Annotated in this window: 27 protein-coding genes and 1 pseudogene; 11 read left to right on the top strand and 17 right to left on the bottom strand. The window is 61.5% G+C overall.

Annotation, left to right across the window (positions count from 1 at the left end):
* Nucleotides 1–25: 25 nt before the first annotated feature.
* The 6 genes from RO009_08975 to RO009_08950 all read right to left on the bottom strand — a co-directional run bounded on the left by RO009_08975 (nucleotide 26) and on the right by RO009_08950 (nucleotide 3,118).
* A complete protein-coding gene (locus RO009_08975) occupies nucleotides 26–838 on the bottom strand; it encodes a transglutaminase family protein (GenBank protein ID MDT3685161.1) in 813 nt (270 codons plus the stop codon).
* A 9-nt stretch (nucleotides 839–847) separates the two neighbouring features.
* Entirely contained in the window at nucleotides 848–1,117 is a 270-nt protein-coding gene (locus RO009_08970; GenBank protein MDT3685160.1) for a DUF1488 domain-containing protein, read from the bottom strand.
* Nucleotides 1,118–1,454: 337 nt separating this feature from the next.
* On the bottom strand, nucleotides 1,455–1,670 hold the full coding sequence (locus RO009_08965) for a hypothetical protein (protein ID MDT3685159.1): 216 nt from the start codon (nucleotides 1,668–1,670) through the stop codon (nucleotides 1,455–1,457).
* A gap of 170 nt (nucleotides 1,671–1,840) precedes the next feature.
* Nucleotides 1,841–2,143, bottom strand: a complete 303-nt coding sequence (locus tag RO009_08960) for a hypothetical protein (GenBank protein MDT3685158.1) — start codon at nucleotides 2,141–2,143, stop codon at nucleotides 1,841–1,843.
* Nucleotides 2,140–2,403 carry a hypothetical protein gene (locus RO009_08955; GenBank protein MDT3685157.1) on the bottom strand — a complete coding sequence of 88 codons (264 nt, stop codon included), beginning with the start codon at nucleotides 2,401–2,403 and terminating at the stop codon, nucleotides 2,140–2,142. The genes RO009_08960 and RO009_08955 overlap by 4 nt, the downstream gene beginning before the upstream one ends.
* Before the next feature lie 535 nt (nucleotides 2,404–2,938).
* Complete coding sequence (locus RO009_08950) at nucleotides 2,939–3,118, bottom strand: hypothetical protein (protein MDT3685156.1); 180 nt, start codon at nucleotides 3,116–3,118, stop codon at nucleotides 2,939–2,941.
* 246 nt (nucleotides 3,119–3,364) lie between these two features.
* On the opposite strand from RO009_08950, the pseudogene RO009_08945 reads away from it, so the two are divergent.
* A pseudogene (locus RO009_08945) lies at nucleotides 3,365–3,679 on the top strand (AI-2E family transporter).
* A gap of 150 nt (nucleotides 3,680–3,829) precedes the next feature.
* Here the strand turns inward: RO009_08945 and RO009_08940 are convergent.
* Together RO009_08940 and RO009_08935 are read right to left on the bottom strand one after the other, a co-directional pair.
* Nucleotides 3,830–4,852, bottom strand: a complete 1,023-nt coding sequence (locus RO009_08940) for a fatty acid desaturase (protein ID MDT3685155.1) — start codon at nucleotides 4,850–4,852, stop codon at nucleotides 3,830–3,832.
* 170 nt (nucleotides 4,853–5,022) lie between these two features.
* Nucleotides 5,023–5,709, bottom strand: coding sequence for a Crp/Fnr family transcriptional regulator (locus RO009_08935; protein ID MDT3685154.1), 687 nt, complete (start codon nucleotides 5,707–5,709; stop codon nucleotides 5,023–5,025).
* Nucleotides 5,710–5,997: 288 nt separating this feature from the next.
* On the opposite strand from RO009_08935, the gene RO009_08930 reads away from it, so the two are divergent.
* Together RO009_08930 and RO009_08925 are read left to right on the top strand one after the other, a co-directional pair.
* The gene (locus RO009_08930) at nucleotides 5,998–6,210 is read left to right on the top strand and encodes a PAS domain-containing protein (protein ID MDT3685153.1); all 213 of its coding nucleotides are present in this window, start codon (nucleotides 5,998–6,000) and stop codon (nucleotides 6,208–6,210) included.
* A 54-nt stretch (nucleotides 6,211–6,264) separates the two neighbouring features.
* On the top strand, nucleotides 6,265–7,068 hold the full coding sequence (locus RO009_08925; protein MDT3685152.1) for a sensor histidine kinase: 804 nt from the start codon (nucleotides 6,265–6,267) through the stop codon (nucleotides 7,066–7,068).
* A 235-nt stretch (nucleotides 7,069–7,303) separates the two neighbouring features.
* Here the strand turns inward: RO009_08925 and radC are convergent, their stop codons facing one another.
* The 8 genes from radC to RO009_08885 all read right to left on the bottom strand — a co-directional run bounded on the left by radC (nucleotide 7,304) and on the right by RO009_08885 (nucleotide 14,919).
* Nucleotides 7,304–7,936: a DNA repair protein RadC gene (gene radC / locus RO009_08920; GenBank protein MDT3685151.1), complete on the bottom strand. Its 633-nt coding sequence runs from the start codon at nucleotides 7,934–7,936 to the stop codon at nucleotides 7,304–7,306.
* 61 nt (nucleotides 7,937–7,997) lie between these two features.
* Nucleotides 7,998–8,828 (bottom strand): type I methionyl aminopeptidase, encoded by an 831-nt coding sequence (gene map / locus RO009_08915; GenBank protein MDT3685150.1) that lies wholly within the window; start codon nucleotides 8,826–8,828, stop codon nucleotides 7,998–8,000.
* A gap of 63 nt (nucleotides 8,829–8,891) precedes the next feature.
* Complete coding sequence (locus RO009_08910; protein MDT3685149.1) at nucleotides 8,892–9,875, bottom strand: SDR family oxidoreductase; 984 nt, start codon at nucleotides 9,873–9,875, stop codon at nucleotides 8,892–8,894.
* A gap of 7 nt (nucleotides 9,876–9,882) precedes the next feature.
* Complete coding sequence (locus RO009_08905; GenBank protein ID MDT3685148.1) at nucleotides 9,883–10,005, bottom strand: hypothetical protein; 123 nt, start codon at nucleotides 10,003–10,005, stop codon at nucleotides 9,883–9,885.
* 62 nt (nucleotides 10,006–10,067) lie between these two features.
* Entirely contained in the window at nucleotides 10,068–10,757 is a 690-nt protein-coding gene (locus RO009_08900) for a GNAT family protein (protein ID MDT3685147.1), read from the bottom strand.
* The gene (locus RO009_08895) at nucleotides 10,754–11,596 is read right to left on the bottom strand and encodes an isocitrate lyase/phosphoenolpyruvate mutase family protein (protein MDT3685146.1); all 843 of its coding nucleotides are present in this window, start codon (nucleotides 11,594–11,596) and stop codon (nucleotides 10,754–10,756) included. Before RO009_08895 ends, RO009_08900 begins: the two co-directional genes overlap by 4 nt.
* A gap of 131 nt (nucleotides 11,597–11,727) precedes the next feature.
* A complete protein-coding gene (locus RO009_08890; GenBank protein MDT3685145.1) occupies nucleotides 11,728–13,542 on the bottom strand; it encodes an IlvD/Edd family dehydratase in 1,815 nt (604 codons plus the stop codon).
* A gap of 75 nt (nucleotides 13,543–13,617) precedes the next feature.
* Nucleotides 13,618–14,919: a hemolysin family protein gene (locus tag RO009_08885; protein MDT3685144.1), complete on the bottom strand. Its 1,302-nt coding sequence runs from the start codon at nucleotides 14,917–14,919 to the stop codon at nucleotides 13,618–13,620.
* A 157-nt stretch (nucleotides 14,920–15,076) separates the two neighbouring features.
* Here RO009_08885 and RO009_08880 point away from each other — a divergent pair, with 157 nt between their 5' ends.
* Together RO009_08880 and RO009_08875 are read left to right on the top strand one after the other, a co-directional pair.
* Complete coding sequence (locus RO009_08880) at nucleotides 15,077–16,258, top strand: pyridoxal phosphate-dependent aminotransferase (GenBank protein MDT3685143.1); 1,182 nt, start codon at nucleotides 15,077–15,079, stop codon at nucleotides 16,256–16,258.
* A gap of 11 nt (nucleotides 16,259–16,269) precedes the next feature.
* Nucleotides 16,270–16,566 (top strand): MliC family protein, encoded by a 297-nt coding sequence (locus RO009_08875; GenBank protein ID MDT3685142.1) that lies wholly within the window; start codon nucleotides 16,270–16,272, stop codon nucleotides 16,564–16,566.
* 38 nt (nucleotides 16,567–16,604) lie between these two features.
* On the opposite strand, the gene RO009_08870 is transcribed toward RO009_08875, so the two are convergent.
* Nucleotides 16,605–17,504: a DMT family transporter gene (locus tag RO009_08870; GenBank protein MDT3685141.1), complete on the bottom strand. Its 900-nt coding sequence runs from the start codon at nucleotides 17,502–17,504 to the stop codon at nucleotides 16,605–16,607.
* Between the two features lie 303 nt (nucleotides 17,505–17,807).
* Between RO009_08870 and RO009_08865 the strand changes: the two genes are divergently transcribed.
* The 6 genes from RO009_08865 (at nucleotide 17,808) to RO009_08840 (ending at nucleotide 26,506) form a co-directional block, all read left to right on the top strand.
* Nucleotides 17,808–18,773 carry a hypothetical protein gene (locus RO009_08865; protein ID MDT3685140.1) on the top strand — a complete coding sequence of 322 codons (966 nt, stop codon included), beginning with the start codon at nucleotides 17,808–17,810 and terminating at the stop codon, nucleotides 18,771–18,773.
* A 155-nt stretch (nucleotides 18,774–18,928) separates the two neighbouring features.
* Complete coding sequence (locus tag RO009_08860; GenBank protein MDT3685139.1) at nucleotides 18,929–22,366, top strand: acyl-[ACP]--phospholipid O-acyltransferase; 3,438 nt, start codon at nucleotides 18,929–18,931, stop codon at nucleotides 22,364–22,366.
* Between the two features lie 52 nt (nucleotides 22,367–22,418).
* Nucleotides 22,419–23,300, top strand: a complete 882-nt coding sequence (locus RO009_08855) for a DUF1932 domain-containing protein (GenBank protein MDT3685138.1) — start codon at nucleotides 22,419–22,421, stop codon at nucleotides 23,298–23,300.
* 300 nt (nucleotides 23,301–23,600) lie between these two features.
* Nucleotides 23,601–24,467, top strand: coding sequence for a Flp pilus assembly protein CpaB (gene cpaB / locus RO009_08850; GenBank protein MDT3685137.1), 867 nt, complete (start codon nucleotides 23,601–23,603; stop codon nucleotides 24,465–24,467).
* A gap of 25 nt (nucleotides 24,468–24,492) precedes the next feature.
* Entirely contained in the window at nucleotides 24,493–26,052 is a 1,560-nt protein-coding gene (locus RO009_08845; protein ID MDT3685136.1) for a type II and III secretion system protein family protein, read from the top strand.
* 1 nt (nucleotide 26,053) lies between these two features.
* Entirely contained in the window at nucleotides 26,054–26,506 is a 453-nt protein-coding gene (locus RO009_08840) for a hypothetical protein (GenBank protein ID MDT3685135.1), read from the top strand.
* The last annotated feature ends 1 nt before the right edge of the window (nucleotide 26,507 follow it).

Genomic DNA, 26,507 nt, shown 5'->3' with positions numbered 1-26,507 from the left:
CGGCGGCGGCGGTCTGGTTCTGCAGCTAAAGCGGAGCCTGCACCTCGTAGGTCCAGACTCGGAAGGATTTCAGGACATGAGGTCCGAATGAATTGATGAGAGGGACGTCGGCGGCGTCGCGCCCACGCGCGACGACGATCCGGCCAATTCTTGGAACGTTGTTGCGCGCATCGAATGTATGCCACGCACCGTCGAGAAAAACCTCCATCCAGGCGCTGAAATCCATCGGATCGACGACCGGCACACCAATGTCGCCCAGATGGCCATTCACATAACGTGCAGGGATGTTGAGGCAGCGGCAGAAGGTGATCGCCAGATGCGCGAAGTCGCGGCAGACCCCGACACGCTCATGGAAGGCGTCGAACGCCGTGCGTGTCGCGCGAGCTTGCATATAGTCGAAACGAATATGGGCTTGCACGAAGTCGCAGATGGTCTGCACCCGGCCCCAACCGGGCGGAATCTTTCCGAATGTATCCCACGCGATCTGGCTGAGACGATCCGTCTCGCAATAGCGGCTGCCCATGAGGTAGCCGAGGCACTCGTCCGGCAGATCCGGCACGGGAGTTTCCCGGGCCTCGGGCACCACGGGGTCAAGCTTGCCATCGTCCTCGATCGTGGCGTCGCCCCAGATCATGAGGTCGCCAGCCGGCGCGACAAGCCGCCGGCACCGGTTGCCGAAGAGGTCGCGATAGGTCGACACCGGCACATCCGGTGTCGTGAAGGTCGTCTCGGGAACCCTGATCTCGTCCGCGCGATCCTCATGGACTGACAACAGGCACACCAACGCGGTCGGTTGTGTGCAGGTCAGGGTGATCTCGTAGCCGTAGCGGATCAGCATCGCACCGCCCTACCGGAAATCGGTGGCGGTCAGGGTGTTCGAAGTGCGGCGGCTGTGGGAATACGCCTTGCGTGCAACATCATGGATGGATGCACGCATTGCATCGAACGCCGAAAGATATTGCGCCTCCGACATTCGCGCGCCCCGTGGCTGGCCTCCTGCGAGTGCCGCGATCTCGACAAAAAACCGTATCTCGAACATGCCGTCATGACCGAAGAAGACAACCGCATTGCGCGCCTCATCGAAGCTCCGGCTCGGATTGAGGAAAGCCAGTGTCATGATCGGCACGCGGCTATAACCGGCATCAAGGCGGCCGTTGGTAGCCCACTGCGGTCCTTTCTGCAGCTAGCGTAGCGTTCGGCGAGCGACAAACGGTTATCGCTCACTGCCCAACGCCAGAGGGCCGTCATCGTGAGTCGAGGCGCATCTACGCGGGGGAACACGGGCTGGAGCGTCCGGGATCGATCCGCCTCTATCTTCCAACCGTCTTGATGGTCAAGCGTGTCGGGCGCCGGTGCTCCGCCCTCATTTTCCCAAACGCCAATCGCGAGGGCATGCCGTCCGAGTTCGGTCTCCGTCCCGGGAGCGTTCATGGTAGTGACCTTTCATCCGGTGTTTAAAATACGCGGAACCTGTGAACATAAAGCTCGTTTCCGTCGCTATCGCTGATCGACATGGCGTCTGGCTGCTGCGGCATGTTGAGAGTCTTTGCAAGCCGCTGTGCAATCTCGATTGCATCATCGAGATTTGCGGCGTCTGCAGTCTCCTGGCCAATGACAGCGTGCGCGTTGTCCGTTTCGCGGATACGGTAGAACTCGATCACGATCTTCATCGCTGATTCCCGACGCCACACAGCGTCACGACCACCGCGCTTTGCCTTTGGCGCGCCTGGTGTTTGTATTCGCGGCGAGTCTGGTTTGGCTGGCGAACGGGTCCGCTGACTTAGGGGCGGCCTTCTCCTGCTTCGGCTTTTTGGCCTCGCGATTGCCGCGCTTCTGTCCCTTAGCCATGACCGAACGTTCTCTCGATGAGAGTGTCGCCTTCGCTACCAGACGAAGTGCTCACCGGCTCGAGGCTGTCCTGCGTCGCCACCCGTTCGTGACGTTCGTCGTCGTTGCGGATACGATATTGCGGAAGCTCTCCACGCGACGGCAAGGTACCGGTAATGTGATAAATGCTGGCGCCTAGGGACCGCCGCACGAAACCGCCCTTTAGCCGGACTGCCTGCCCCACGGCGTAAAGATGGGTCGGGGCGTCAGCGCGCATCGGACGGGTGATACGTCGGGAAAGATTCGGATCGTTCATGATGTCTTGTTGTCCTTTTCGAGTGCGGCATCGAGGTCCGCTGCATTGATCGGCACCATCTGATGAGTCGATATTTTCACGCCGATCCCAGGCAAATGGATAAATGAGCCAACGCGGCGCCACGCCAGTCGGGAGACGCCTTCAATGGACTCCTCGTCATGGTCGACGCGATAGTCCCCGGCCGGTTGTGGTTTATTAGAGCCTGGTAGCAGGAACGCATTCGTAAAGCGGACGATGGCTTGTGTCGTACGGTTGGCCATGGTTGCGGGTCTCCGCAGGGCCACGGAATGACCGCGTGCCCGGTGTGCCCATTCGGACCGGAACGCTCTCCTAGCAGCCAGTACATTCGTGGTCAGCGTCGGAGTTCAGTCCAAGAGATCGAATGGAGCGACATGCCGCGCCGGATGGCGCATGCATTCGCTATCGAACATTCGTAAGAGGATGGCGGGTCTCTGACACCGCAAAAGCCATATCGGCCAAATCAACGAACCTTATTTATATGGGCCTCGACTGAGTTCTAAACAAGGAGATCGGCTCGCTTTTGTCGATCTCCGGCCTGGCCAGGAGCAGGCTCACCCACCCCGGTGAGAGGGATCAACTTGCAGCGGTGGACGTCGTCGTCGTCGAAATCGTGATCGGTCGCTTCTCCGCTCATGTCCAGGCGACGCAAGTGTCTCTGGCTGCTAAGGTATTCAGCTCGCGTCAATGTCTTACGCTTCGGCCTAAGGTCGTCCACGCTGGACGCGCCAACCTCATCCACATTTGCTGAATTCGCTTCTTTCTGACACCGAACGATTATTCTCGCGGGCGCTTTTCGTTCGTTTCAATCGCATCCCTGTCGTTACTTGGTTCAGATCGATCTTTGGGGACGGCTTTGCTTTTGCCGGACTGGTTGCCCGGATTGAAGTGATACGTGCCTTCCGGTTTTTCGCCGGGCTGTTTTTCGTTCGGATTTTTGTTGTTGTTATCAGGCATGAAACTCTCCATTGGATATGCCGACAACAGTGGCGCAATGGATAAGTTCATTTCTAGATCGCGGTAGGTTTGGTGGGTCCGATACGCGGAAATCCGACAGCGCCCGTGGGTGGCGTTAATTTGTACAAAGGGAACAGCAGGCAGCCCCTTCCGGCACATGCAGCTTCTTCCGCGATAATCGGAACGAAAACTCGACTGCCCCGGTTCTAGAACATCTGCAACATTTCTCATGCTCAACTATGTTCCATTCTGGGACCGCTGTTTGGAACCATCATTTTCCTCCTGGCCGGAATGTTGAGCTTCGACAGCTTGTGGTGGGCTCTGCTCCCGCCGGCCCTCTATTTCGGTATCCATCTCGTCGAGGGCGAAACGCTGACGCCTATGCTTCTCGCGCGGCGTTTCACCTTCAACCCCGTGCTGGTCATCCTCTCGCTGGTGTTCTGGTTCTGGATGTGGGGCGTGCCAGGCGCGATCCTGGCCGTTCCAATGCTGGCCGTCCTAAAAATCGTCAGCGATCGGCTGCGCCCGCTAAAGCCTTTGGGACACCTGCTTGAAGGCTAATGGCGGTGCAGATCCTTGCGCGGGGAACCGGCGGCTGAGACGAAGCGGCTGGCGTCCGCTTTGGCGCGGGCTGCGCTAACCAATGTTGCGGTTCCGCTATTAAGCGGGAGAAGAGGCATCTCACTCGCGCAATCCCAACGTTTACAAGGGCTAGCAGGCAGACGTCATCTCGCGAAACGAAACAAGCTTATGTCGATCCTCATCCCAAAGGACCTTGTGCACACAGCGAAGGCTCTGGAAGAGCGTCAGCCGCCCGACGGCAGAAAGTTGCGGGTGATCCCGCAGCACCTGATGCAAGCGGTAATAAGGAATCCGGCTACATAGATGGTGAACGTGATGCACGCCGATATTGGCGGTAAACCAGCGCAAGACGATTGGCAAATCATAATGCGAGCTGCCGTGTAATCCGGCTTCATGAAAATCCCAACCCTCCTCGTGAGCCCAGAATGTATCTTCGAACTGGTGCTGGACATAGAACAGCCAGACCCCGATCGAGGCGGCGAGAAGCGTGATCGGCACCTGAACAAGCAGGAATGGACCAACGCCGACGAGCCACATCATCGGCGCGATCAAAACCACGATTGCAGCATTTGTTGCCATCGCGCTTACCCAGGGTTGCCAACCACTGCGCATCAGTCCCATCGGCAGCCGGTGCCGCAAGATGAATAGATACGCCGGCCCGATGCCGAACATGACGATTGGGTGACGGTACAGGCGATACAGCAGCCGGCGCCCCCTGGACAGCGCCTTGAATTCACGGACGGTCAGCGTGTCGATGTCCCCAATTCCACGCCGATCGAGATTACCCGAGCTTGCATGATGCAACGCGTGGGTGCGCCGCCAGAAATCGTACGGCGTCAATGTCAGCACGCCTATAACGCGTCCGACCCAATCGTTTGCGAGACGATGGCGAAAGAATGATCCGTGGCCACAGTCGTGCTGGATCATGAAGAGGCGTACGAGGAAGCCTGAAGCCGGTACGGCCAGCAGAAGGCCAATCCAATAGCGGGCATCGAGAGCAGCCCACATCAAAACCCACAGAAGGAAAAACGGCACTGCCGTGATCAGGGTCTCGAAGATGCTGCGCGCGCTATTCAGTTCGCGATAGCGGCCCATTGCACGGGCCAGGGCTCGGGAATCGGACGTGGGGACATTGGTCGCGCGTTGATCCATGCTAATGGCTTCCGCTGAATGGCGCTCTCCGGCCGAGAAACGCGAATGGGCCGGCGCTTTACCGCACCGCGTGGTTGAGGCCTATTGCGGTCCGTGTCATTCAGGACACGTCGCCACGCCAGAGCTACGATGGCATCCGCCAATATAACACATAGCCAGGCACAGTTTGGTCAATCTTGCTCATCGTCCCGTCTGATCTGGGGGTGATCATGCAGAACGACGCTCAACAGCGAGCTGTGAACCTTCAAAGTACCATTGTACTCGATGAAGCCCAGTTCCCGGAACTTGTTCATGAAATGACTGACGCGAGACCGCGTGGTCCCGATCATATCCGCCAACGTTTCTTGGCTGACCTTTGCAATGATTGGCTCGGGTTTTCCCTCCTTGCCGAAATTGGCCAGCAGAAGGAGCGCCCGCGCCAAGCGCTTCTCACTAGAATTGAACAATTGATCAACCAGATCCTCCTCGACTCGAATGGTTCGAGCCAAGAGATGCGCAACGAACATCTCGGAAAAGCCCGGCTCGTCGTGGAGGACGCGGATCATGGTGCTCTTTTCCATCCGCATGATCTCGCAGTCCGTCATTGCCGTCGCAGTCGCCATGCGCCGAGGCTGGCCCGCGAGACAACCTTCGCCGCAGAATTCATCTGGCCCCAGGATGGCTACCACCGCTTCCTTGCCTTGTGCGGAGTTCACCGTCACCTTCACCTTTCCGTGTTGGATATAGAGGACTGAATCGGCCGGATCACCCTGCGCAAAGATGACTTGATTTATCTGGTGCTTGGAGATGGTCCGCCCCCCGTTAGCCTTGGCGAGGAAGGCCTTGGGATCGAACGTGGGCTCTGCTTTCCGTGTCATGATGGGGTCTCTTTCCTGGCCTCCCATACACACTGGAGACGCGTGACAGAAATCTGAATGTTGTCCGCACTTTAGATGATCCTGAAGCATTCGGGCGAGACGTTTTTTGTAGCTCCGCCCGTCGCCCGATGGGCGTGAGCAATATTATACAGTTCTCCGTCGGCATCGACGCTACGCTTCAATTGCTGGACGTTTTGGTGGTTTGTCAGCCCTTGCGTTGATCCGGCAAGGTCCGGCGCGGTCGCGTCGCCACGGGGCTTCGCAGCGTGTACGGGGACTGCGACAATTATGCATTCCATCGCCTTCAGAGATCAGTTCACCAATGTCGCGGACGCATGCGCGCTCGCTCAGGGCATCGTCGACACCGTCCGCGCGCCCATTCTCGTACTGGACAATGAACTGCGCGTGGTCGCCGCGAGCCGCTCCTTTTATTCGACATTCAAGGTCAGCCCGGAGAACACCCAAGGCCGGCATTTGTATGCCTTGGGCGACGGACAATAGGACATTCCAAAACTGCGGGAATTGCTCGAAAAGGTCATATCGCAGCACGGTGTGATGGAAGGCTACGACGTCGAGCATGAATTCCCCGATCTCGGACACCGCAGAATCCGTTTAAGCGCCCGGCAAGTGTTCTACGAGGGTGGTGCCCAAGCAACCGTTCTGCTCGGCATGGAAGACGTCACGGAGCGACGCGCCCTGGAGCGCGAGAAAGACGAGTTGCTACGGGAGAAGGACATGCTCCTTGATGAGCTTCAGCACCGCATTTCAAACAGCCTGCAAATCATCGCCAGCATCATCTTGATGAAGGCGAAGACGGTGGAGTCTGAGGAGACGCGCGTCCACCTGCAAGATGCCCACAAGCGCGTCATGTCCGTTGCGGCCGTACAGCGACAACTCCATGGATCCGGGGCCAGCGGACCTATTGAGATGATGCCTTATCTGACCAGGCTATGCGACACGCTCGCAACGTCGATGATCGGTGATACGCGGCCCGTCTCGCTGAAAGTGGTCGGGGAGGCAGGCAACGCGACGTCCCGTCAGGCCGAGAGTCTTGGCTTGATTGTCACCGAACTTGTCATGAATGCCCTGAAGCACGCGTTTCCAAATGATGAGATCGATTGCCGGATTTCCGTCGCATATGAGGTCCATGGGACGAACTGGAAGCTTTCGGTCGCGGACAATGGCGTCGGCAAGCCGGACGGTGTCTTTGCTCAACCGAAAACCGGGCTCGGCACGGGCATCGTGAAGGCGCTCGCCCAACAACTCGGTGCTACTGTCGAGACTGTGGCGGGTCCCGCAGGAACCACCGTGGCGATCACCCATGCAACGTTTGCCACAAACGCAATCCATGCCGCGTAAGCGGCTTTCGCCGCCTCGGCCACAGCAACATTGCGTCGACGAACGCTGGACGCTTGCGATGAAATTTGACGAAACAGCTTGTCGCTGGCGCACCGCATGATGCGAACGTGCGGCCTCCACCTTCGGAGAGCAACTGTCTACGTCCCAGTCGCGGAATAGTCCGTCAGGCGTGAACAGGCGCCGCTTGCGTTTGGCGATATTGTGGGAATCATCCGACGGAAAATAAGAATCACGCTCAATCACTATCTAAGAATGATGGATCGTAATCGAGCATGCAGATGGGGTATCGAGTGGGATTGTTGTGCACGATGATGATCGCCGTCGCCGACAATTCCAGCGCGCGTTTCACCACCTCGCGCGGATAGACGGGCGTGTGATCGACGGTGCCGGTCTGCTGCACTTCATCGGCGACGAGCTGGTTGCGCTTGTCGAGGAACAGCACGCGCAACTGTTCCCTCTCGGCGAAGGCCATCGCCGTGCGGCAATAATCGAGCACCGCCGACCATGACGACAGTACCGGCCGCTTCTGCACCGCGCCTTTCGCCAGCCGGCTGGCCGCCGCCTGCACGATCTTCAGCTCGGTGATGGCGGCCGCGCCAAGCCCCTTCACTTCGCCGAGACGCGGCGCCGGCGCTGAAATGACTTCGGCGAAAGAACCGAATTTGGCGAGAAGCTCTTTGGCCAGCGGCTTCACGTCGCGGCGCGGCAATGCGCGGAACAGCAGCAATTCCAGCATTTCGTAATCGGACAGAGCGTCCATGCCGGCGTCGCGAAAGCGCGTGCGCAGGCGTTCGCGATGGCCGTGATAATGCGGGCTTGCATCCTGCAAGCCCGTGCCCGCATTGCCGCTGATGCGTTTCCCCGCCATCGCCGCGCCACCCTGAGCGGTGTCAGGATGCCGCGAAAGCAGGCGTTTGAAAATCCGAAAATTACGCCGCGGAATGATAGGGCGGCTTGTCGAGCCCCTTGGGGGAGAGCGTGAACACTTCCACGCCCTTGTCGGTGACGCCGACAGTGTGCTCGAACTGGGCGGACAGCGAACGGTCGCGCGTCACCGCGGTCCAGCCGTCCGACAGCACCTTCACATGCGGGCGGCCCAGATTGATCATTGGCTCGACCGTGAAGAACATGCCCGGCCGCAGTACCGTGCCCTCGCCGGGTCGGCCGACATGGACGATATTCGGCTCGTCATGGAACAGCCGCCCGAGCCCGTGGCCGCAGAAATCGCGCACCACGCTCATGTGCTGGCCTTCGACATAGGTCTGGATCGCATGCCCGATGTCACCGGTGGTGCCGCCGGGCTTGATGGCGGCGATGCCGCGCATCATGGATTCATAGGTGACGTCGATCAGTCGCTCGGCGCGGCGCGGGATATCTCCAACCGCATACATGCGGCTGGAATCGCCGTGCCAGCCGTCGACGATCAGCGTTACATCGATATTGACGATGTCGCCTTCCTTCAGCGGCTTATCGTTCGGGATGCCGTGGCAGACCACGTGGTTGATCGAGGTACAGGTCGACTTGCGGTAGCCACGATACATGAGCGTTGCCGGCAGCGCGCGATGATCCATCGCGAAATCGAAGACCAGCTTGTCGATGCGTTCGGTCGGAATGCCCGGCTTCACTTCGCCGACCAGCATGTCGAGACATTCGGCGACCAGGCGGCCCGCCTTGCGCATGCCGGCAAAAGCCTCGGCGCCGTGCAGTTTGATCTGGCCCGTCTTGCGCAAGGGCGCAAGCGCAGCTTCCACATAGCTCATGCAAATCCTCAATGATCTCGCCGCAATGTAAGGAATCGACCGCCGAGCGCAAGCGGGCCGGACTTAAGGCACAAAACTGCCGCCCCGATCCTCCTCGATATGGATCCGGATGATCTCGTCGAAGGTATTTTCCACCTGGAACCCGAGCTGGCGCGCGCGGCTCGCATCCATCCGGTGCGGCCAGCCGCCGACAATCTGCATGATCATCTCGTCGGGCTGATGGCGGATGCGGGCGGCGACCTTGTCGCCCGCGACCCGCCGCAGGGCGGCGATCTGCTCGCCAATGGTGCAGCAAACGCCGGGCATGGTGAGATTGATGCGCGGTCCGAGCTGTTCGCGGGTCAGGGCCGCGCCATGCAGCAGGAAGCCAACGGCGGAGCGCGGCGAGGCATGGGTGTGCAAGATCGTGTCCGACACCGGCAGAATCGCTTCCTGTCCGGCCAGCGGTTCGCGGATGATGCCCGAAAAGAAACCGGACGCGGCCTTGTTCGGCTTGCCGGGCCGCACGCAGATGCTGGGAAGACGGATGCCGACGCCGTCGAGAACGCCGCGGCGTGTGTAGTCGGCCAGCAGCAATTCGCAGATCGATTTCTGTGTGCCGTAGGAGGTGAGTGGCGTGAGATGGAAATCGTCCTGAATGGATTCCGGAAACGGTGCGCCATAAACGGCCATCGAGGAACTGAAGACCAGTTTTGGATGGTAGTCGTTACCGGTCTTGCGAATGGCTTCCAGCAGAAACAGCAGGCCGTCGAGGTTGACGCGATAGCCCTTGGCGAAATTGGTTTCGGCCTCGCCGGAAACGACGCCGGCCAGATGGAAGATCACATCCGGCTCCGCTGCGATGAGTTGCTCGGCGACGCCCGGCGCCGGCAGATCGACCGTTCGGATATCGATCTTGCCAGGGAAATTTCCTGGCTTCTCCGGCGCGACGACGTCAGCGAGCGTCAGCGCTTCGATCGGCTTGCCGTTCAGTGAGCCATCGTGGACGAGCCGCTCGACAAGCTTGCGTCCGATCATGCCGGCGGCGCCGGTAATGAGAATGTGCATATCGGCCTCAATGACAATACGGAACGCCGTCGAGGATGGCGCAATTGCGCTTGTTCGGCGCATTCGGATCGTCGAAGGTCACGGCGTTACCGCTGCGCTTGCAGCTCTGCGCTCCGACAACCGAGGACATGGCGAGGCTGATACCAGCACGAGCGAAAGAAGCCAAATGATCGCCGCCATGCGATGGCTCCGTCAGGTTTCAATGATCGGCATCGCCAGTCTTGTTTTTTGCCGGCCATCGGCATCGAAATTGTCCGGCGCCAGCCAGCGCTCGAATTCAGCCTTGCGCGCCGGCCATTCGCTGTCGAGCATGGAAAAATAGGCGGTATCGCGGTTGCGACCTTTCGCGATCATGTGCTGCCGCAGCACCCCTTCATAGCGGAAGCCGAAGCGCAGGGCAGCACGCTTCGAAGCGGCATTGTGTGCGTTGCATTTCCACTCGTAGCGGCGATAGCCGAGCGTCTCGAAGACATAGCGTGCCAGCAGATATTGCGCCTCGGTGCCGAGCGGGGTGCGCTGCAGGGCGGGCGAATAGACGATATGGCCGACCTCGATCCGGCGCATGGCCGGTACGATTTCCATCAGCGTAGCGATGCCGACAGCGCGTCCGGCGGCATCGACGATGGCGTAGGAAAGTGGGTCGCCCAGCATCTCCCGGCTTCGCAGCCACTGGATGAAAGCCGTTTCGGTCTCGAACGGTCCGTAGGCCGACATGTAGGTCCAGATGTGATCATGGCCTTGCACTGCATGCCATAGATCACGACCGTGTCGCTGTGCGTTCAGTCTATCGACGCAGCCGAAGCGCCCCTGCAGACGCACGCCGCCCGGCCTTGGCGCGGGCGTCGGGTCGACCGGCTCGCCGAGAGACAGTTCCCCCCTCACGATGCCGTCCTTCGCTTGACGTCGTCCTGGAACAGCGCGTTCAGGTCCGCCGCCGGTGCGGCATCGGAAAAGCCGGCGAAGCTGCCGCCGATCGCGATCTGCCGTGCGGCGCGGATAAAGCCGCCCCAGGCCGCGCGCGCCAGCGCGCCGCCGACGCTGATGCGGCGCACGCCGAGCTCGGCGATTTGCTCGACCGTCAGCGCGCCGGCCCAGCCCATCAGCAGATTGACCGGTTTCGGCGCCACCGCCTGCACCACCGCGGTGATTTCCTCGCGGCCCTTGATGCCGGGCGCGTAAAGACAGTCGGCGCCAGCATCGGCAAACGCCTTGAGCCGCCGGATCGTCTCGGCAAGATCGGGCCGGCCGCGGATAAAGCCTTCGGTACGCGCCGTCAGCAACACATCGGGAGCGGTGTCATTGACCGCCTTGCGCGCCGCCTTGATGCGCTCAACGGCGAGATCGAAATCGTAGAGCGGCTTGTCCTTGTTGCCGGTCGAGTCCTCGATGGACAGTCCGGCAACACCCGTGCCGACGCAAAGACGAACGCTCTCCGCAACGCCTTCCGGGTTGTCGGCAAAGCCGCCTTCGAAATCGGCGTTGACCGGCACGTCTGCCGCGGCTGCGATCTCGGCAATATGCGCGAGCGTCGCTTCGCGCGACGCCGCGCCATCAGGAAGGCCTTGCGAAAACGCATAGCCGAGACTGGTCGTCGCCAGCGCCTTGAAGCCGAGATGCTGCAGATAGCGTGTCGTTCCGATGTCCCAGGGATTGGGGATGACGAAGCATCCACTCTCATGCAGACGTCGGAATTCACGGCGCTTGTCGGCAATGCTTGGCATGACGGATCAACTCGGCTGGGCTTGGGTCACGGGGGCGTCAGTCGAACGCCCATGCTGGGCAGTGTCAATCCGTTCGGTTAACTATGGCCCGCAGGGCAGCAATGCAAAGGCATTTGCGAAACGGCGGGGTTTCAGTGGTTGTCGCGCGGCACGCCGCTGGTCTGCGCCACGCGCTGATACTTGACTGCCGGTTTCAGCACCTGGCCGTCGGCCATCTGGTCGACCATGCCGCGATAGATTTCCTGCCATGGCGTCTGGCTCTTGGGAATTCGGAAGCCGCCGCGTTTGTCCAGCGCCGCCCGCCGTTCGGCCAGTTCCGCCTTGGAAATGAGGATGTTGGCCGTCCCCTTGTTCAGGTCAATGCGGACACGGTCGCCGGTCTTCAACAGCGCCAGCCCGCCATTGGCGGCCGCTTCCGGCGAGGCATTGAGGATCGAGGGAGATCCTGATGTTCCGGATTGCCGCCCGTCGCCAATGCAGGGCAATGATGTGATGCCCTTTTTGATCAGCGCCGCCGGCGGCTGCATGTTCACCACCTCCGCCGATCCCGGATAGCCGATCGGCCCGACGCCGCGGATGAACAGCAGCGTGTTCTCGTCGATCTTCAACGAAGGATCGTCGATACGGCGATGATAATCCTCCGGCCCGTCGAACACGACGGCGCGGCCCTCGAAGGCGTTCGGGTTTTTTGGATTGGAGAGATAGCGCTCGCGGAATTCGTCGGAGATCACGCTGGTCTTCATGATCGCGGAATCGAACAGGTTGCCGTGCAGCACGCGGAAGCCGGATTTCTCCTTCATCGGCTTCCTGTAGGGCTTGATCACATCGGCATCCTGCACCCTGGCGCGACGGACATTCTCAGCCATCGTCTTGCCGTTGATGGTGAGTGCATCGCCATGGATGCGCTTTGCCTTGAGCAATTCATTCATCACTGCCGGCAATCCGCCGGCCCGGTAATATTCCTCGCCGAGATAGAATCCGGCCGGCTGCATATTGACGAGCAACGGAACGTCAAAGCCGATCTCCTCCCAGTCCTGGATGGTCAGCGGCACGCCGATATGCCGCGCAATGGCGTTGATATGAATCGGCGCATTGGTGGAGCCGCCGATCGCCGAACAGGCGACAATGGCGTTCTCAAAAGCCTTGCGGGTGAGAATGTCGGAAGGCTTCAGATCCTCGTGCACGATCTCGACCGCGCGGATTCCGGTTTCATAAGCGATCTGCCCGCGCTCGCGATAAGGTGCCGGGATCGCGGCGCAGCCGGGCAGCGACAGGCCGAGCGCTTCCGCCAGTGCGTTCATGGTGGAGGCCGTGCCCATGGTGTTGCAATGGCCGATCGATGGCGCTGACGAGGCCACGACGGCAAGGAATTCCTTGTAGTCGATCTTGCCGGCGGCGAGGTCCTGGCGCGCCTGCCAGACTACGGTCCCCGAGCCGCTGCGTTCGCCCTTCCACCAGCCGTTCAGCATCGGCCCGCCGGAGAGAACGATGGCGGGAATGTTGACGGTGCAGGCGGCCATGATGGCGGCCGGCGTGGTCTTGTCGCAGCCGGTGGTCAGCACCACGCCGTCGAGCGGATAGCCATAGAGCACTTCGACAAGGCCGAGATAGGCAAGGTTGCGGTCGAGCGCCGCGGTCGGGCGCTTGCCGGTCTCCTGGATCGGATGCACGGGAAATTCGAAGGCGATGCCGCCGGCGGTACGGATGCCTTCGCGCACCCGTTCGGCAAGCGCGATGTGATGGCGATTGCACGGGCTCAGATCATTGCCGGTCTGCGCGATGCCGATGATCGGCTTGCCGGATGTCAATTCCTCCAGCGTCAGCCCGAAATTCAGATACCGCTCCAGATAGAGCGCAGTCATGCCGGGATTGTCGGGATTGTCGAACCAGAGCTGCGAGCGCAGGCTGCGTCCGCGCGCCTTCGCCGTCCTCTTTTTCTTCGCCATGGCTGTCCTCCGCTGCTCCCGTTTAATCTAGAGCGTCATTGCGGCAACGCCAGCGCGACATAGAAGCAGCCGCAGCTAATCGGCCTGCTCGCTGTGGTGCGGCGTGAACAAGAGCTTGTCGATCCGCTTGCCGTCCATGTCGAGGATTTCGACGCGCCAACTGCCGAACACGAAAGCATCGCCTTCAACGGGAATGCGCGCCAAACGTTCCAGGGCGAAGCCCGCCGCCGTGTGGAATTCGCCGCTGACATTTTCCAGCTTCAATTTCTCGATGAGTTCGGCAATCGAGGCGCGGCCATCGACAAGCCATGAACCGTCCGCCCGCCACACGATCTCTTCGGAAACCTGCGCATATTCCTCCGGCAGTTCGCCGGCAATGCCTCCCAGTACGTCGTTCAGTGTCGCGATGCCAAGGAAGTCGCCATACTCATCGACCACGAAGGCGATATGCACCCGTACCTTGCGGAAGGTTTCCAGAAGCCGCAACGCAGGCATCGTCTCCGGCACGAAGACGGGATCGATCATGTGCTTTTCGATCTGAAGGCCGCGGCCGGCCATCAGATCATCGACCAGGTCCTTCTTCTGCAGCACGCCGAGCGGCCGCCCCAGATCGCCGCTGCGTACCACCACGATGCGCGAATAGGGACAATCTGCGATTTCGCGGGTGATCACTTCCTTGTCATCGTCGAGGTCGATCCAGTAGACGTCCGGCCGCGGCACCATGATCGAGGCGACGGAATTGTCGGCGAGCGCCAGCACGCCGTGGATCATCTCTTCCTCCACCTCGTCGATGACGCCTGCTTCGGTGCCTTCAGCAATGGCAAGCTTGACCTCTTCTTCTGTCACATTGTCGGAACGGCGCTCCGGAACCCGCAACAGCCAGAGCAGCAAAGCCGTTCCATTCTCCAGCAGCCAGACCAAAGGCCGCGCGACTGCGACCACGGCCTGCAGCGGCCGCGCGACAATGGCGGCAATGCGTTCGGGCCTCAGCAGAGCGATGCGCTTTGGTACGAGCTCGCCGACGATCACCGACAAAGCGGTGATCGCGACAACGACCAGAAAGAATGCGATCTCGGGTCCGCGTGGATGGATCGCCGGAATTTCGTTGAGGATAACCCCGAGTCGCGCGCCGAGCGTCGCGCCGCCGAAAGCGCCGGAGAGAATGCCGATCAGGGTGATGCCCACCTGTACGCCGGAGAGAAAGCGGCCGGGATTCTCGGCAAGCCGCAGAGCGTGCGCCGCGCCGCGCGAGCCGCCGTCGGCCATCTGTTGCAAGCGGAGGCGGCGGGAGGAGACGATCGCCATTTCGGCCATGGCGAAAAAGCCGTTGAGCAGAATCAGCCCCACGACGATGGTCAGTTCGAGCCACACGGTCATAATGCTGTGTTTGGCACGGGGCGGCGGCCCGCCGCAACCGCTTCCGCCGTATGGTTTGATTTCATTCTGGCGATACGGTCAATTAGCCATGTTTGGTGACAGGTAATGGCGGCGTGCTGCCAGTTTGCGTGACCGGGAAACGCTGAAAGGAAGAACCATGCTCAAAACCATCGCGGCGTTCGACCGTATCGGCGAGGAAAACGCTTTTGCTGTTCTGGCGCGCGCCAATGCGCTGGCGGCACAGGGTCGCGACATCATCAATCTCGGCATCGGGCAGCCGGATTTCCGCACGCCCGATCATATCGTCGAGGCCGCGATCAAGGCTTTGCGCGACGGCCACCACGGCTACACGCCGGCGACCGGCATCCCGCAATTGCGTGAGGCCGTGGCCGGCGACCTGCACAAGCGGTTCAAGGTCGAAGTCTCGCCCGACAGCGTGATGATCATGCCCGGCGGCAAGCCGACCATGTTCATGTCGATCCTGATGTTCGGCGAGCCGGGCGCGGACATTCTCTATCCCGATCCGGGATTTCCGATCTATCGCTCGATGATCGAGTTCACCGGTGCGCGCCCCGTTCCGGTGCCGATCCGCGAGGAAAACGGTTTCGCATTTTCCGCCGACGAAACGCTGAAGCTGATCACGCCGCAGACACGGCTGCTCATTCTGAATTCGCCGGCCAATCCGACCGGCGGCGTCACGCCGAAAGCAGAGATCGACAAGCTGGTTGCGGGGCTCGAAAAGTTTCCCGATGTCGCGGTTATGTCGGACGAGATCTACGACCAGATGACGTATGATGGCGAGACGCATATCTGTCTCTTGTCCTATCCATCAATCCGCGACCGGCTGATCCTGCTCAATGGTTGGTCGAAGACCTATGCGATGACCGGCTGGCGGCTCGGCTATGCGGTGTGGCCGGGCAAGCTTTACGACTATGCGCGCAAGCTCGCGGTGAATTTGCATTCCTGCGTGAATGCCTCGGCGCAATATGCGGGGCTAGCTGCGTTGACCGGCCCGCAGGACGAGGTGCACCGCATGGTCGCGGAATTCGACAAGCGGCGCAAAGTCGTGGTCGAGCGCCTGAACAAATTGCCGGGCGTCTCCTGCGCGACGCCGAAGGGCGCCTTCTATGCTTTCCCGAATACCAAGAAGACCGGTTGGCAGGCGAAACCTTTGGCCTCCGCGCTTCTGGAAGACGCGGGCGTTGCCATCATCGGCGGGCCTGATTTCGGCGTGCTGGGCGAGGGTTATGTGCGGCTGAGCTATGCCAATTCGACCGAGAATATTCTGAAAGCGCTCGCGCGCATGGGGGATTTTCTTGCAAGCAGAAAAGCGGCCTGACGGAGCTGATGATGCTAAATGCGAAGATTGTCTTGGCGCTGATATTTCTTGCACTCGGCGCGTTGCCCGCCTCCGCGCAGAAGTTCTTCAACTACACCTGCGCCGATGGCAGCCGCTTCATCGCCGCCTTCTTTCCGCAATCGAAATCCGCCTATCTGCAGCTCGACGGCAAGTCGGTTACGCTGCCGCAGCGGATCTCGGCGTCCGGCGCCCGCTACAAGAAAAACGGCGTCACTTTCTGGATCAAGGGCAGCGAAGCCCAGCTCAAGCGTCCCAAGACAAAGTGGACAACCTGCAGAACCAACTGATCAAGTCAAGCTGACGGTGAACTGTCCGCGCTGTGGTCTCACGGCTTCATCGCGAAGCGGAAGCCGACCACAACGATCGCCAGACCCAGCAATTGCATCGGCGTCGGGATTTCGCCGAGCGCGATGAAGCCGATCAGCATGGTCAGGCCGGGCACCAATGCCGGGAAGGTCGAGGCGCGGCCGGCGCCAAGCGCGCTCACCGAACGCGCGAACAGGAAAAGCGCCAGCAATCCCGCGAACACGCCCTGCACCGCAAGCTGGATCAGGTTTTCCATCCAGCCCGCCGCAACCATGGTGCCGAAGCCGAAGATCAGCGCATGCGCCGGTGCGTAGATCAACAGCGACAGCGCCCCGACGATGGCGGCGGCATGCATACCGTTCATGCCCCAGCGCCGCAGGCACAGCGTGAACACCGCCCACATCAGGCCGGCGGAGGCGAACAGCGAATCTCCGCCCAGTGCATGCAGGCCGATCGAGGTGACGGCCTCGCCCGCGAACACGACGAGCCCCCCGACAATGGCGATGACGCCGAACAGCCGGGCGCGACTGAGCGGCTCTTTCAGCACCAGCGTGGCCAGCAGCAGCCCGCCCAGCGTGGCAGCAGCGGGATGAATCACCGCCCCGTGTCCCAACGGGGCAAGGGTAAACCCGGAATAGCTGGTGATCGCCTGCAGCGGCCCCGCCAGGACAAGGATGGTCAGGCCGCGAGACCAGCCGGCGCCGCCAAGATCGGCCATCCCCAGTCGGAGAAGGCCCGGCAGCAGAAAAAGGCCCGACCAGACGAAGCGGTGAAAGGCCAGATCCATCGGGGTCAGCCCGATGGACAGGCCATGCTTCGCCGCCACGAAGCCTGCCGCCCAGCACAGTGCCGCCGCGACGCCGCACAGCGTGCCGATCACTCTGACCGAGAGCCATGAGGAGGCTGAAGGTGAATGCACGCAGAGGCTCCGGCGAATGGACCGCCCGGCATACGCCGTCGCCGGGCCGCTGGCTATTCACAGCGCGGAACGGCAGCCATGCCCTCTGCCTGGTCTCGTGCCGCAGGAGCTTCGTCGCATGTGGCTTTTATGACAATGCTGCGGCCTGCGGCGTCGACAACAGTCTGAATTGTTTGACTGACACGATACCGCTCTCTAATTTCCGCTCTCTGCCCTTGTTTCGGCCTTCACGCGGCTAATTTTCTCCGGGCGGCATCGGACGGATATGAAACCAGTGTCGCTGCAAAGTTTCATTTTTCTCACATGAAAGCATCGGCAGCCTTCCTCATTTCCGCAATTGTCGCGGTTGCGGTTTTCGCCGCATCGGTTTTCGGACTCGAGCGGGTTTGCGCCAGTACCGCCGCGGCGCCGGCACAACCGGCCGTGAAGGCGCCGCAGATTCGGGTCGAGCTTCCCGGCGGCGGTCATGTCATCCGGGCGGTGAATATCCGCGACACGATCGAACCTGCGGTCATCCTGGTGCAGCAGAGCGTGGCGCCGGCGCTGCCGCAGGGACCGTGGTGGCGGAATTTCGTGTGCGGGATAAGGGCGACAGACCTCGCTTTCCTCGCCTGCGCGGTGTTCCTGCTTCTCTTCGGATTTTTCCAGAGCCTGTGGATTCGCACCGCCTTGCGGGCGTCGGAAAAGTCGGCGCGGGCCTCGGAGAAATCGGCGGCTCTGGCGGACGAGGCGCTGATGTCGGCGCAGCGGCCCTATGTTTTTCTGAAGGCGATCGAGGTCAGCCTGACCAAGAATCCGATCAACGAGGAAATCCAGACCTGCACCTTGCAGCCGATCTGGGAAAATACCGGGACCACACCGACAAAGAACGGCCGCAGCCAGGTCAGCTGGAAATATTTCGAGCGCTCGGTGCCGGCCGATTTCGACTTTGCCGATTTCGACGATCTCGGCAATCGCATCCTGTCCTACGACGCCTATCGCCCGCTGATCGTGGGACCGAAGGCGACGGCGTTGTCGCCGGTCATCAATCTCGAGCCGGCAATTCTGCGCCAGGTGCGCGACCTGCAGGGCAAGCTTTTGATCTGGGGCTGGGTCGAATACGACGAGATATTCCCCGGAGCCAAGCGCCACCGCACCGAGTTCTGTTATCAGGTGGCGGTATCCGGTTCTCCGGCGAGCCATGTGGGCTTCAGCCAGTACCACCTGCATAACGGCGTGGATGAGGAATGCAGCAAGAAGCCGACCGCGCTGTTGCGCGAAGCGGCCTGAGCCCTGGCGGATATAAGCCATTGAATATAATGAATGTTTCTACGGGCGGGCCGGAAAGGTAACGATCGGCGCGGTCTGCTGCTAGACTGTCCAGACTGGCATCCGCCGCGATGCGCCAGTATGAGGGCGCCAACTGAGGCGAAGGACGCGGGGCCATGTCGCATTCCCACAAACCATTGATGTTGTCGTCGCGGTTCGCGCCGCTGTTCTGGACGCAGTTCTTCTCGGCGTTCAACGACAACTATCTGAAGAACGCCCTGGTCTTCCTGATCCTGTTCCGGGTCGGCGCCGACAACGCCTCGACCGCCGAGATGCTGATCACGCTCGCCGGCGCCACGTTCATCTCGCCCTATTTCTTCCTGTCCGCGCTCGGCGGCGAGATGGCCGACCGCTTCGACAAGGCGGTGGTGGCGCAGCGGCTGAAGCTCGTTGAAATCGTGGTTGCGGGAATTGCGGTTGCCGGATTCACGGTGCATTCCATCGTCTTGCTGTTCGTGGCCTTGTTCGGCTTCGGCGTGATCGGCGCGCTATTTGGTCCGATCAAATACGGCATCCTGCCCGACCATCTGCAGCGCAGCGAATTGCCTGCCGGCAACGCGCTGGTCGAGGGCGCGACTTTCATCGCCATTCTGCTCGGCACGATCGCCGGCGGCCTCGCCGCCGCCAATGGCGGCGATCCGGCGACCTTCTCCGGCCTTGTGATGGTGTTCGCATTGCTGTGCTGGGTCTGCAGCCTGCTCATTCCGCGCACCGGCGAAGCCGCGCCCAATCTGCAGATCAACAAGAACATCGCCGCCTCCACCTGGTCGCTGATCCAGCATCTGCGCAGCGACAGCCGCCTGTGGTGGGGCGCGCTGGTCACAAGCTGGTTTTGGCTGGTCGGCATCGTCGCGCTGTCGCTGCTGCCGCCGCTGGTCAAGAATCTCGTTGGCGGCAACGAGGAAACAGTCACCGCCTATCTCGCAATCTTCTCGGTCGCGGTGGCGATCGGCTCCGGCCTTGCCGCCTGGCTCGCCAGCGGCCGCATCATTCTGCTTCCGACCCTGTTCGGCGCGGTGCTGCTCGGCATTTCGGCGCTGTTTGTCGGTTTCTCCGTTTATGGCGTCGCGCCTGTGCAGACCGCGGTTGGTCCGCTCCAGACCTTCTCGGGTCTGCGCGGCCTCAATGTCGCAATCGGGCTGGCCGGCCTCGCCATCGGCGGCGGCCTGTTCATCGTGCCGGCTTTCGCGGCGGTGCAGGCCTGGGCCGGCGCCGACCGGCGTGCCCGCGTGGTGGCCGGCGTGAATGTCCTCAATGCCTTGTTTATGACGGTCGCGACATTGATTGTCGCCGCCTTGCAGGGAAACGGCATCACCACGCCGCAGCTCTTTATCGGGCTTGGCGTTCTGAATTTTGCCGTTGCGATTCTTATCGGCTTCACCATGCCGACCCGGCCGTTCAACGACGCGCTGTCGATTCTCTATCGCTGCCTGTTCCGCGTGGAAGTGAAGGGGCTCGACAATCTCAACAAGATCAAGAGCCCGAACGTCATCATCGCGCTCAATCATGTGAGCTTCCTCGACGCCGGCATCGCCTTGTCGCTCCTGGGCCGCGATCCGATTTTCGCCGTCGATACCGCGATTGCAAAAAAATGGTGGGTCAAGCCGTTCATGCGCATGACCCGCGCCTTGCCGATCGATCCGCTGAAGCCGATGGCGACCCGCACGTTGATTCATGCCGTGCAATCGGGTGAAACGTTGATCATCTTTCCGGAAGGACGGATCACCGTCACCGGCTCGCTGATGAAGGTCTATGACGGCGCCGGCCTGATCGCCGACAAGTCCGAGGCCACCATCGTGCCGGTGCATATCGACGGTCTTGAGCAGACGCCGTTCACGCGTCTGACCAAGGAACAGGTGCGCCGCCGCTGGTTCCCGAAGGTGACGGTCACCGTGTTGGAGCCGACCAAGCTCAATCTCGATCCCGCATTGAAGGGCCGCAAGCGCCGGCAGGCCGCGGGAGCCGCGCTCTACGACATCATGTCGGACATGGTCTACCGCACGTTCAACACCAACCGCACCTGCGTGCAGGCTTTGATCGATGCGGCAGAGAAGAACGGCCTTGGTCGCGTGGCGACCGAAGACCCGGTCACCGGCGAGCTCAGCTACAAGAAGCTGCTGCGCGGCACGAAGCTGTTGGGCCGCAAGCTGATGCCCTACGCGGAGGTCGGTAAGACGATCGGCATGATGCTGCCGAATGCCAACGGCGCTGCCGTCACCCTGTTTGCGCTGATGTCGGCGGGCCGTGTGCCGGCGATGATCAATTTCACCGCCGGCGCGACCAACATTCTTGCCGGCTGCCGCGCCTCGGGCGTCACCACCATCCTCACGTCGCGCGCCTTCATCGAACGCGGCCGGCTTGAGCCCATGGTCGAGCAATTGCAGAAGGAAGTGACGCTCGTCTATCTCGAGGACGTTCGCGCGAAGGTGAATATCCTCGACAAGCTGCGGGTGCTGTTTGGCTATAAGGCACCGCTTGTTCCGCGCAAGCCGGACGACAGGGCTGCGATTCTCTTCACCTCAGGTTCGGAAGGCATGCCGAAAGGTGTTGTCCTGTCCCACCGCAATATTCTCACCAACGCCGCGCAAGCCAAGGCACGCATCGATTTCAACCGCACCGACAAGGTGTTCAATGTCTTGCCGGTGTTCCATTCCTTCGGCCTCACCGTCGGGCTGATCCTGCCGCTGGTCTCCGGCGTGCGCATCTATCTTTATCCATCGCCGCTGCATTACCGCACGGTCCCGGAGCTGATCTACGGCATCAACGCCACCATCATGTTCGGCACCGACACCTTCCTGAACGGCTATGCGCGGGCGGCGAACCCGTATGATTTTCGCTCCATCCGCTATCTCCTGTCCGGCGCCGAGCCGGTGAAGGAAACCACCCGCCGCACCTATCTGGAAAAGTTCGGCCTGCGCATTCTGGAAGGTTATGGCGTTACCGAAACCGCGCCGGCGCTCGCGCTTAACACGCCGATGTTCAACAAGTTCGGCACCGTTGGCCGCCTGCTGCCCGGCATGGAGGCGCGGCTGGAAAAGGTCGAGGGCGTCGACGAGGGCGGCCGCATGCACGTGAAGGGGCCGAACGTCATGCTCGGCTATCTGCGGGCGGAGAATCCCGGGGTTCTGGAGCGTCCCCCACATGGCTGGCACGACACCGGCGACATCGTCCGCATCGACGACCAGGGCTTCATCCATATCCTCGGCCGCGCCAAGCGCTTTGCCAAGGTTGGCGGCGAGATGATTTCGCTTGCCGCAGTGGAGATGGTGGCCGCCGACGAATGGCCGGATGCCGTCTGCGCGGTCGTCGCAGTGCCGGATGCGCGCAAGGGTGAGCGCCTGATCCTGTATACGCAGAAGAAGGACGCCACGCGCGGCGATCTCATCGCGCTCGTGCGCGCCCGCCATCTGTCGGAGCTGATGATCCCGGCGGAAGTGATCTATATGGAAAAGCTTCCGATGCTTGGCTCCGGCAAGGTCGATCTGCTGACACTGCAGAAGATGGCGAAGGAAAGGGCCGAGCAGGCGCAACGCCGGCCGACCGTGCCGGCCTGATTTTGCCGGCGGATTCCCGCCGCTGTTCGGGATGAATGTGCGGAGCGATTCAATGAGCTTGCAGGTTGCGGTTGTCGCTGCCGGTGAAATGGGCGGCGGCGTCGGACGAAAACTTGTTCAGCATGGACTGACTGTGCTGACTTCGCTTGAGGGTCGCAGTGCAGCCAGCGCTGAACGGGCGAAGCGCGCTGGCTTGACGGCTGCAGACGATGACGTGCTCGCGGCCTGCGACATTTTCCTTTCCATCGTCCCTCCGAAGGACGCGCTCGGTCTCGCCGAGCGTTTCAGCCCGGCATTTCAGCGTGCCGCGCCCAAGCCGCTTTATGTCGATTGCAATGCCGTGGCTCCGGCTACGGCGCAGCGGATTGCCGATGTCGTGGCGTCGACAGGCGCGCGCTTTGTCGATGCCGGCATCATCGGTCCGCCGCCGTCCGACAATCAGCGTGCGGCGACCACCCTCTATGCGTCTGGGGACGCCGCGACAGAGTTTGCGGCCTTGTCCCCCTATGGGCTGACGATCCGCGTGCTGGATGCCCCGATCGGCGCCGCGTCCGCATTGAAGATGTCCTATGCCGGGCTGACCAAAGGCTTCACCGCGCTCGGCACGGCCATGATCCTTGGCGCGTCACAGGCGGGCGTCTCGGAGGTGCTTGCGCGCGAGCTTTCCGAAAGCCAGCCGCATTTCCTGTCGTTCCTGCAGCGGTCGGTGCCGGGCATGTTTCCCAAGGCCTATCGCTGGATCGCCGAGATGGAAGAGATCGCGGCGTTCACCGGCGACACGCCCGGCGGGCAGGGCATCTACCGGGGCACTGCTGATCTTTATCGCCACATAGCCGACGGCGTGGCGGGCGATCCGGAGGCGCAGCGCGACCTCGCTGTGTTGCGCGAATTCTGCACGGCGTCGCTCGTCGCAGCGGCACGCAAACAGGTGTGAGTTTTGTGCTTTATTTTGAATGAATCGCAAACGGTGACGTTCCGGTAACGGCTGTGACCGCGCATGTGCGGCCGTCATCAGAAATGCCCTGTTATCGGCGCTTTGCAAACACGCGCCGCGCGCGGTCAAGGTTAAGCTTGCGTTTCGGCGCGCGCGGCAATTTTTCATAAACGACGACGATTCAACCTCTCTTCAGCATAGACGCAGAAGCGGTATTTGCTTCACCAATTGAACACGACCCGCCTCCAATAGTGCGCGTAACAACTGCGCTGCATCGGGTTTGCATCGGGAACGGGCGTCGTGCGGAAGTCGACTTTGGTGATGATTGCGTTTGCCGTCGTGTTCGGCCTGCTCGCGGTGTTTGTCGCGCAGAGCTGGCTGAACAACGCCGCCGCCAATCGCCTGAAAAATCTTGAAGCGAAAAAGACCGTAGTGCCGACGAGCACCATCGTGGTTGCAGCCGAGCGCCTGCAATATGGTACCGAGCTCGCGCAAAACCATCTGAAGGAAATTGCCTGGCCGTCCGACGCGCTGCCGAGCGGCGCCTTCGCGAAAGTGTCGGATCTGCTCGGTGCCGGCAAGCGCGTGGTGCTGTCGCCGGTCGAACCGAACGAACCGGTTCTCGCCTTGAAGGTCACCGGTCCGGGACAGCGTGCGACTTTGTCGGCGCTGGTCGGCGAGGGCATGAAGGCGGTCACCGTGCGCGTCAACGATGTTGAGGGCGTCGGTGGCTTCGTGCTGCCTGGAGACCGCGTCGATGTCGTGCTGACGCGTCAGATCGACAAGGGTAACGCCACGACAGAAGTCGTGTTGCAGAATGCGCGCGTGCTGGCGGTCGACCAGAGCGCCGACGAACGCAGTTCCAAGCCGTCGGTCGCCAAGGCGGTGACGCTTGAGGTGGATACGGTCGCCGCACAGAAAGTGTGGCTCGCCGCAACGGTCGGAAATCTTTCGCTACTGCTGCGCAAGGCAGGTGAAAACACCGCTGAGCTGACGCGGCGTGTGACGCTGGACGATCTCAGTAAGCCGGCGCGCATGGTGCGCACCAGGGACGGCAGCGTCACCAACATCTCGGTTCAACGGGGCGCAAACAGACAAGAATACCAGGTGCCTGTGGAGGGCACAGACGGTCGGCGATCCGCTTCGGGGGAAGACGGGCGCCGGTAGGACAGGATCATCGGGGGAGAGTGCTGTGAAGAAGATCACATGCGACATGCCGCAGAAGCGGCATTCGGACAGGAGTACGGGCCGGCGGCGGGCGCGGACATTCCGCGCGCTGGCCGCCGGTGTGGCGGTGCTGATGATGGAGCCGGCGCTTCCGCTGGGTTTCGGCGTCGCAATGGCGCAGCGTATCGTGCAGATCAATGCGGCCAAAAAGACCGCGCTGCTGACGGTGGCTGTCGGCAAGACCGAGGATGTGCGCACTGACGCGAGCTTCGTTGAGCTCGTCGTCGGCGATCCTGAAGTGGCGGACGTCAAGCCGTTGACCGACAAGTCAGTCTCGATCCTGGGTCGCAAGCCGGGTACCACCCGCGTATCAGCCTATGCGGATGACAAGAGGTTGGTCGGAATTTTCGATATCGAGATTGTGCAGGACACGTCGCTGATCTCGGCCGCGATTGCGCGCCGTTTCCCGCACGAGAAGATCAAGGTATCATCGGTCAATGGACGCCTGCTGCTGTCGGGCGCCGTCAGCGATGCGGTGACGGTGGACAAGGCGATGACCCTGGCCGGGCAGTTCGGCCCGGAAGTCATCAATTCGATGTCGGTGATGTCGCCGCAGCAGGTCATGCTCGAGGTGCGCTTCATCGAGGTGAATCGCAAGGCCGGCCGCGATTTCGGCGTGCAGTGGAACAGCTTCTCCAATAACGGCAAGTTTCTCGGAAATATCGGCAACCGTGTCGACGCGAACAAGTTGCCGGTCGGGCCCGCTGACCTTGCGACACCCGCCGCGGTCGCCGCCGGCGTGCTGTCCGGCGTGGCGCCGTTCGGCTTCATGATCGGCAAGCTGATCGCCAATGGGTTGTCCGCTGATATCCTGATCAATGCGCTGGAGCAGAAAGGCATGGCGCGCTCGCTCGCCGAGCCGAATCTGGTGGCGCTTTCCGGCGACACTGCAAGCTTCCTGGCCGGCGGCGAGTTTCCCGTGCCGGTGCCCGGCTCGCTTGGGACGGTGTCGATTGAATACAAGCGTTATGGCGTCGGCCTTGCCTTCACGCCAACGGTGCTGTCGGATGGCCTCGTCAACCTGAAGATCGAGCCGGAAGTCAGCCAGCTCGATATGTCGAATCCTGTTCAGGTCGCCGGCATTTCGGTGCCGCCGCTGATCGTGCGCCGCGCCTCCACGACGGTGGAATTGCGCGACGGCCAGAGCTTTGTCATCGGCGGGCTGTTGCAGAGCCAGGGTGAGAGCGCCGCGCAGCAATTGCCGTGGCTGGGAGACATTCCCATTCTTGGCGCATTGTTCGCCAGCCGCTCGTACCAGAAGAAGGAAACAGATCTCGCCATCATCGTGACGCCGCGCCTGGTGCGGCCGGCGCGCCCTGGCGATGTCCTCAAGACGCCCCTCGACGGCTCACTGCCGCCGAACGACGCCGACCTCTTCCTCATGGGCAAGATGGAAATTCCGCGCCGGGTCGCCAAGCTGGAGGCGGGAACCCAGCGGGTGTTGACCGGGCACATGCTGGATATGCCGCAATTCGGAACTGTCACGGTGAAGGAGGTTGGCCATGTCCTGTCGGTCAGGAACTGACATGCGGATTTTCCTCGCCGCGACCGTACTCGCCGTTTCGCTATCGGGTTGTTCCGATATCTACTTCGATCGCCGCGAGCACATTGTGCCGAATGCAGGCGACGCCATGGCGTCAAATCGCGTGACGCACATGGTCGATCCCTGGCCGGCCGCGAGCGCCAACCGCAACATCGCGTTCAACGGTGAGGTCATGCAGCAGGCGGTGGAACGGTATCGCGAAGGCCGGGTGATCCCGCCGGTCAACGCCACCACCAGCTCGGCCGCCTATGCCCGCGCGGCGGCAACCGTCGCCAATGCAGCGCAGACGGCCCGCAACTCGACATCGACGTCATCCAACGCGCCTTCGGGCTGGGCATCCAAATCGGCGCCGGCGCAGCCTCAGACCCAGCCGCAATCCCAGCCCCAGTTCGATCCGCAATATGCGGATGCGCCGCCGGCCGGCGAAACCAGATAAC

Origin of the sequence: Pseudorhodoplanes sp., assembly GCA_032027085.1 — a bacterium.
GTDB lineage: Bacteria > Pseudomonadota > Alphaproteobacteria > Rhizobiales > Xanthobacteraceae > Pseudorhodoplanes.
This window is presented reverse-complemented; position numbering and strand designations above follow the sequence as displayed.

What these genes read in the sequence shown, in the direction of transcription:
- RO009_08975 (MDT3685161.1), bottom strand. Translation starts at nt 838, where the DNA reads ATGCTGATCCGCTACGGCTACGAGATCACCCTGACCTGCACACAACCG.
- RO009_08970 (MDT3685160.1), bottom strand. Translation starts at nt 1,117, where the DNA reads ATGACACTGGCTTTCCTCAATCCGAGCCGGAGCTTCGATGAGGCGCGC.
- RO009_08965 (MDT3685159.1), bottom strand. Translation starts at nt 1,670, where the DNA reads ATGAAGATCGTGATCGAGTTCTACCGTATCCGCGAAACGGACAACGCG.
- RO009_08960 (MDT3685158.1), bottom strand. Translation starts at nt 2,143, where the DNA reads ATGAACGATCCGAATCTTTCCCGACGTATCACCCGTCCGATGCGCGCT.
- RO009_08955 (MDT3685157.1), bottom strand. Translation starts at nt 2,403, where the DNA reads ATGGCCAACCGTACGACACAAGCCATCGTCCGCTTTACGAATGCGTTC.
- RO009_08950 (MDT3685156.1), bottom strand. Translation starts at nt 3,118, where the DNA reads ATGCCTGATAACAACAACAAAAATCCGAACGAAAAACAGCCCGGCGAA.
- RO009_08940 (MDT3685155.1), bottom strand. Translation starts at nt 4,852, where the DNA reads ATGGATCAACGCGCGACCAATGTCCCCACGTCCGATTCCCGAGCCCTG.
- RO009_08935 (MDT3685154.1), bottom strand. Translation starts at nt 5,709, where the DNA reads ATGACACGGAAAGCAGAGCCCACGTTCGATCCCAAGGCCTTCCTCGCC.
- RO009_08930 (MDT3685153.1), top strand. Translation starts at nt 5,998, where the DNA reads ATGCATTCCATCGCCTTCAGAGATCAGTTCACCAATGTCGCGGACGCA.
- RO009_08925 (MDT3685152.1), top strand. Translation starts at nt 6,265, where the DNA reads ATGGAAGGCTACGACGTCGAGCATGAATTCCCCGATCTCGGACACCGC.
- radC (MDT3685151.1), bottom strand. Translation starts at nt 7,936, where the DNA reads ATGGCGGGGAAACGCATCAGCGGCAATGCGGGCACGGGCTTGCAGGAT.
- map (MDT3685150.1), bottom strand. Translation starts at nt 8,828, where the DNA reads ATGAGCTATGTGGAAGCTGCGCTTGCGCCCTTGCGCAAGACGGGCCAG.
- RO009_08910 (MDT3685149.1), bottom strand. Translation starts at nt 9,875, where the DNA reads ATGCACATTCTCATTACCGGCGCCGCCGGCATGATCGGACGCAAGCTT.
- RO009_08905 (MDT3685148.1), bottom strand. Translation starts at nt 10,005, where the DNA reads ATGTCCTCGGTTGTCGGAGCGCAGAGCTGCAAGCGCAGCGGTAACGCC.
- RO009_08895 (MDT3685146.1), bottom strand. Translation starts at nt 11,596, where the DNA reads ATGCCAAGCATTGCCGACAAGCGCCGTGAATTCCGACGTCTGCATGAG.
- RO009_08890 (MDT3685145.1), bottom strand. Translation starts at nt 13,542, where the DNA reads ATGGCGAAGAAAAAGAGGACGGCGAAGGCGCGCGGACGCAGCCTGCGC.
- RO009_08885 (MDT3685144.1), bottom strand. Translation starts at nt 14,919, where the DNA reads ATGACCGTGTGGCTCGAACTGACCATCGTCGTGGGGCTGATTCTGCTC.
- RO009_08880 (MDT3685143.1), top strand. Translation starts at nt 15,077, where the DNA reads ATGCTCAAAACCATCGCGGCGTTCGACCGTATCGGCGAGGAAAACGCT.
- RO009_08875 (MDT3685142.1), top strand. Translation starts at nt 16,270, where the DNA reads ATGCTAAATGCGAAGATTGTCTTGGCGCTGATATTTCTTGCACTCGGC.
- RO009_08865 (MDT3685140.1), top strand. Translation starts at nt 17,808, where the DNA reads ATGAAAGCATCGGCAGCCTTCCTCATTTCCGCAATTGTCGCGGTTGCG.
- RO009_08860 (MDT3685139.1), top strand. Translation starts at nt 18,929, where the DNA reads ATGTCGCATTCCCACAAACCATTGATGTTGTCGTCGCGGTTCGCGCCG.
- RO009_08855 (MDT3685138.1), top strand. Translation starts at nt 22,419, where the DNA reads ATGAGCTTGCAGGTTGCGGTTGTCGCTGCCGGTGAAATGGGCGGCGGC.
- RO009_08840 (MDT3685135.1), top strand. Translation starts at nt 26,054, where the DNA reads ATGCGGATTTTCCTCGCCGCGACCGTACTCGCCGTTTCGCTATCGGGT.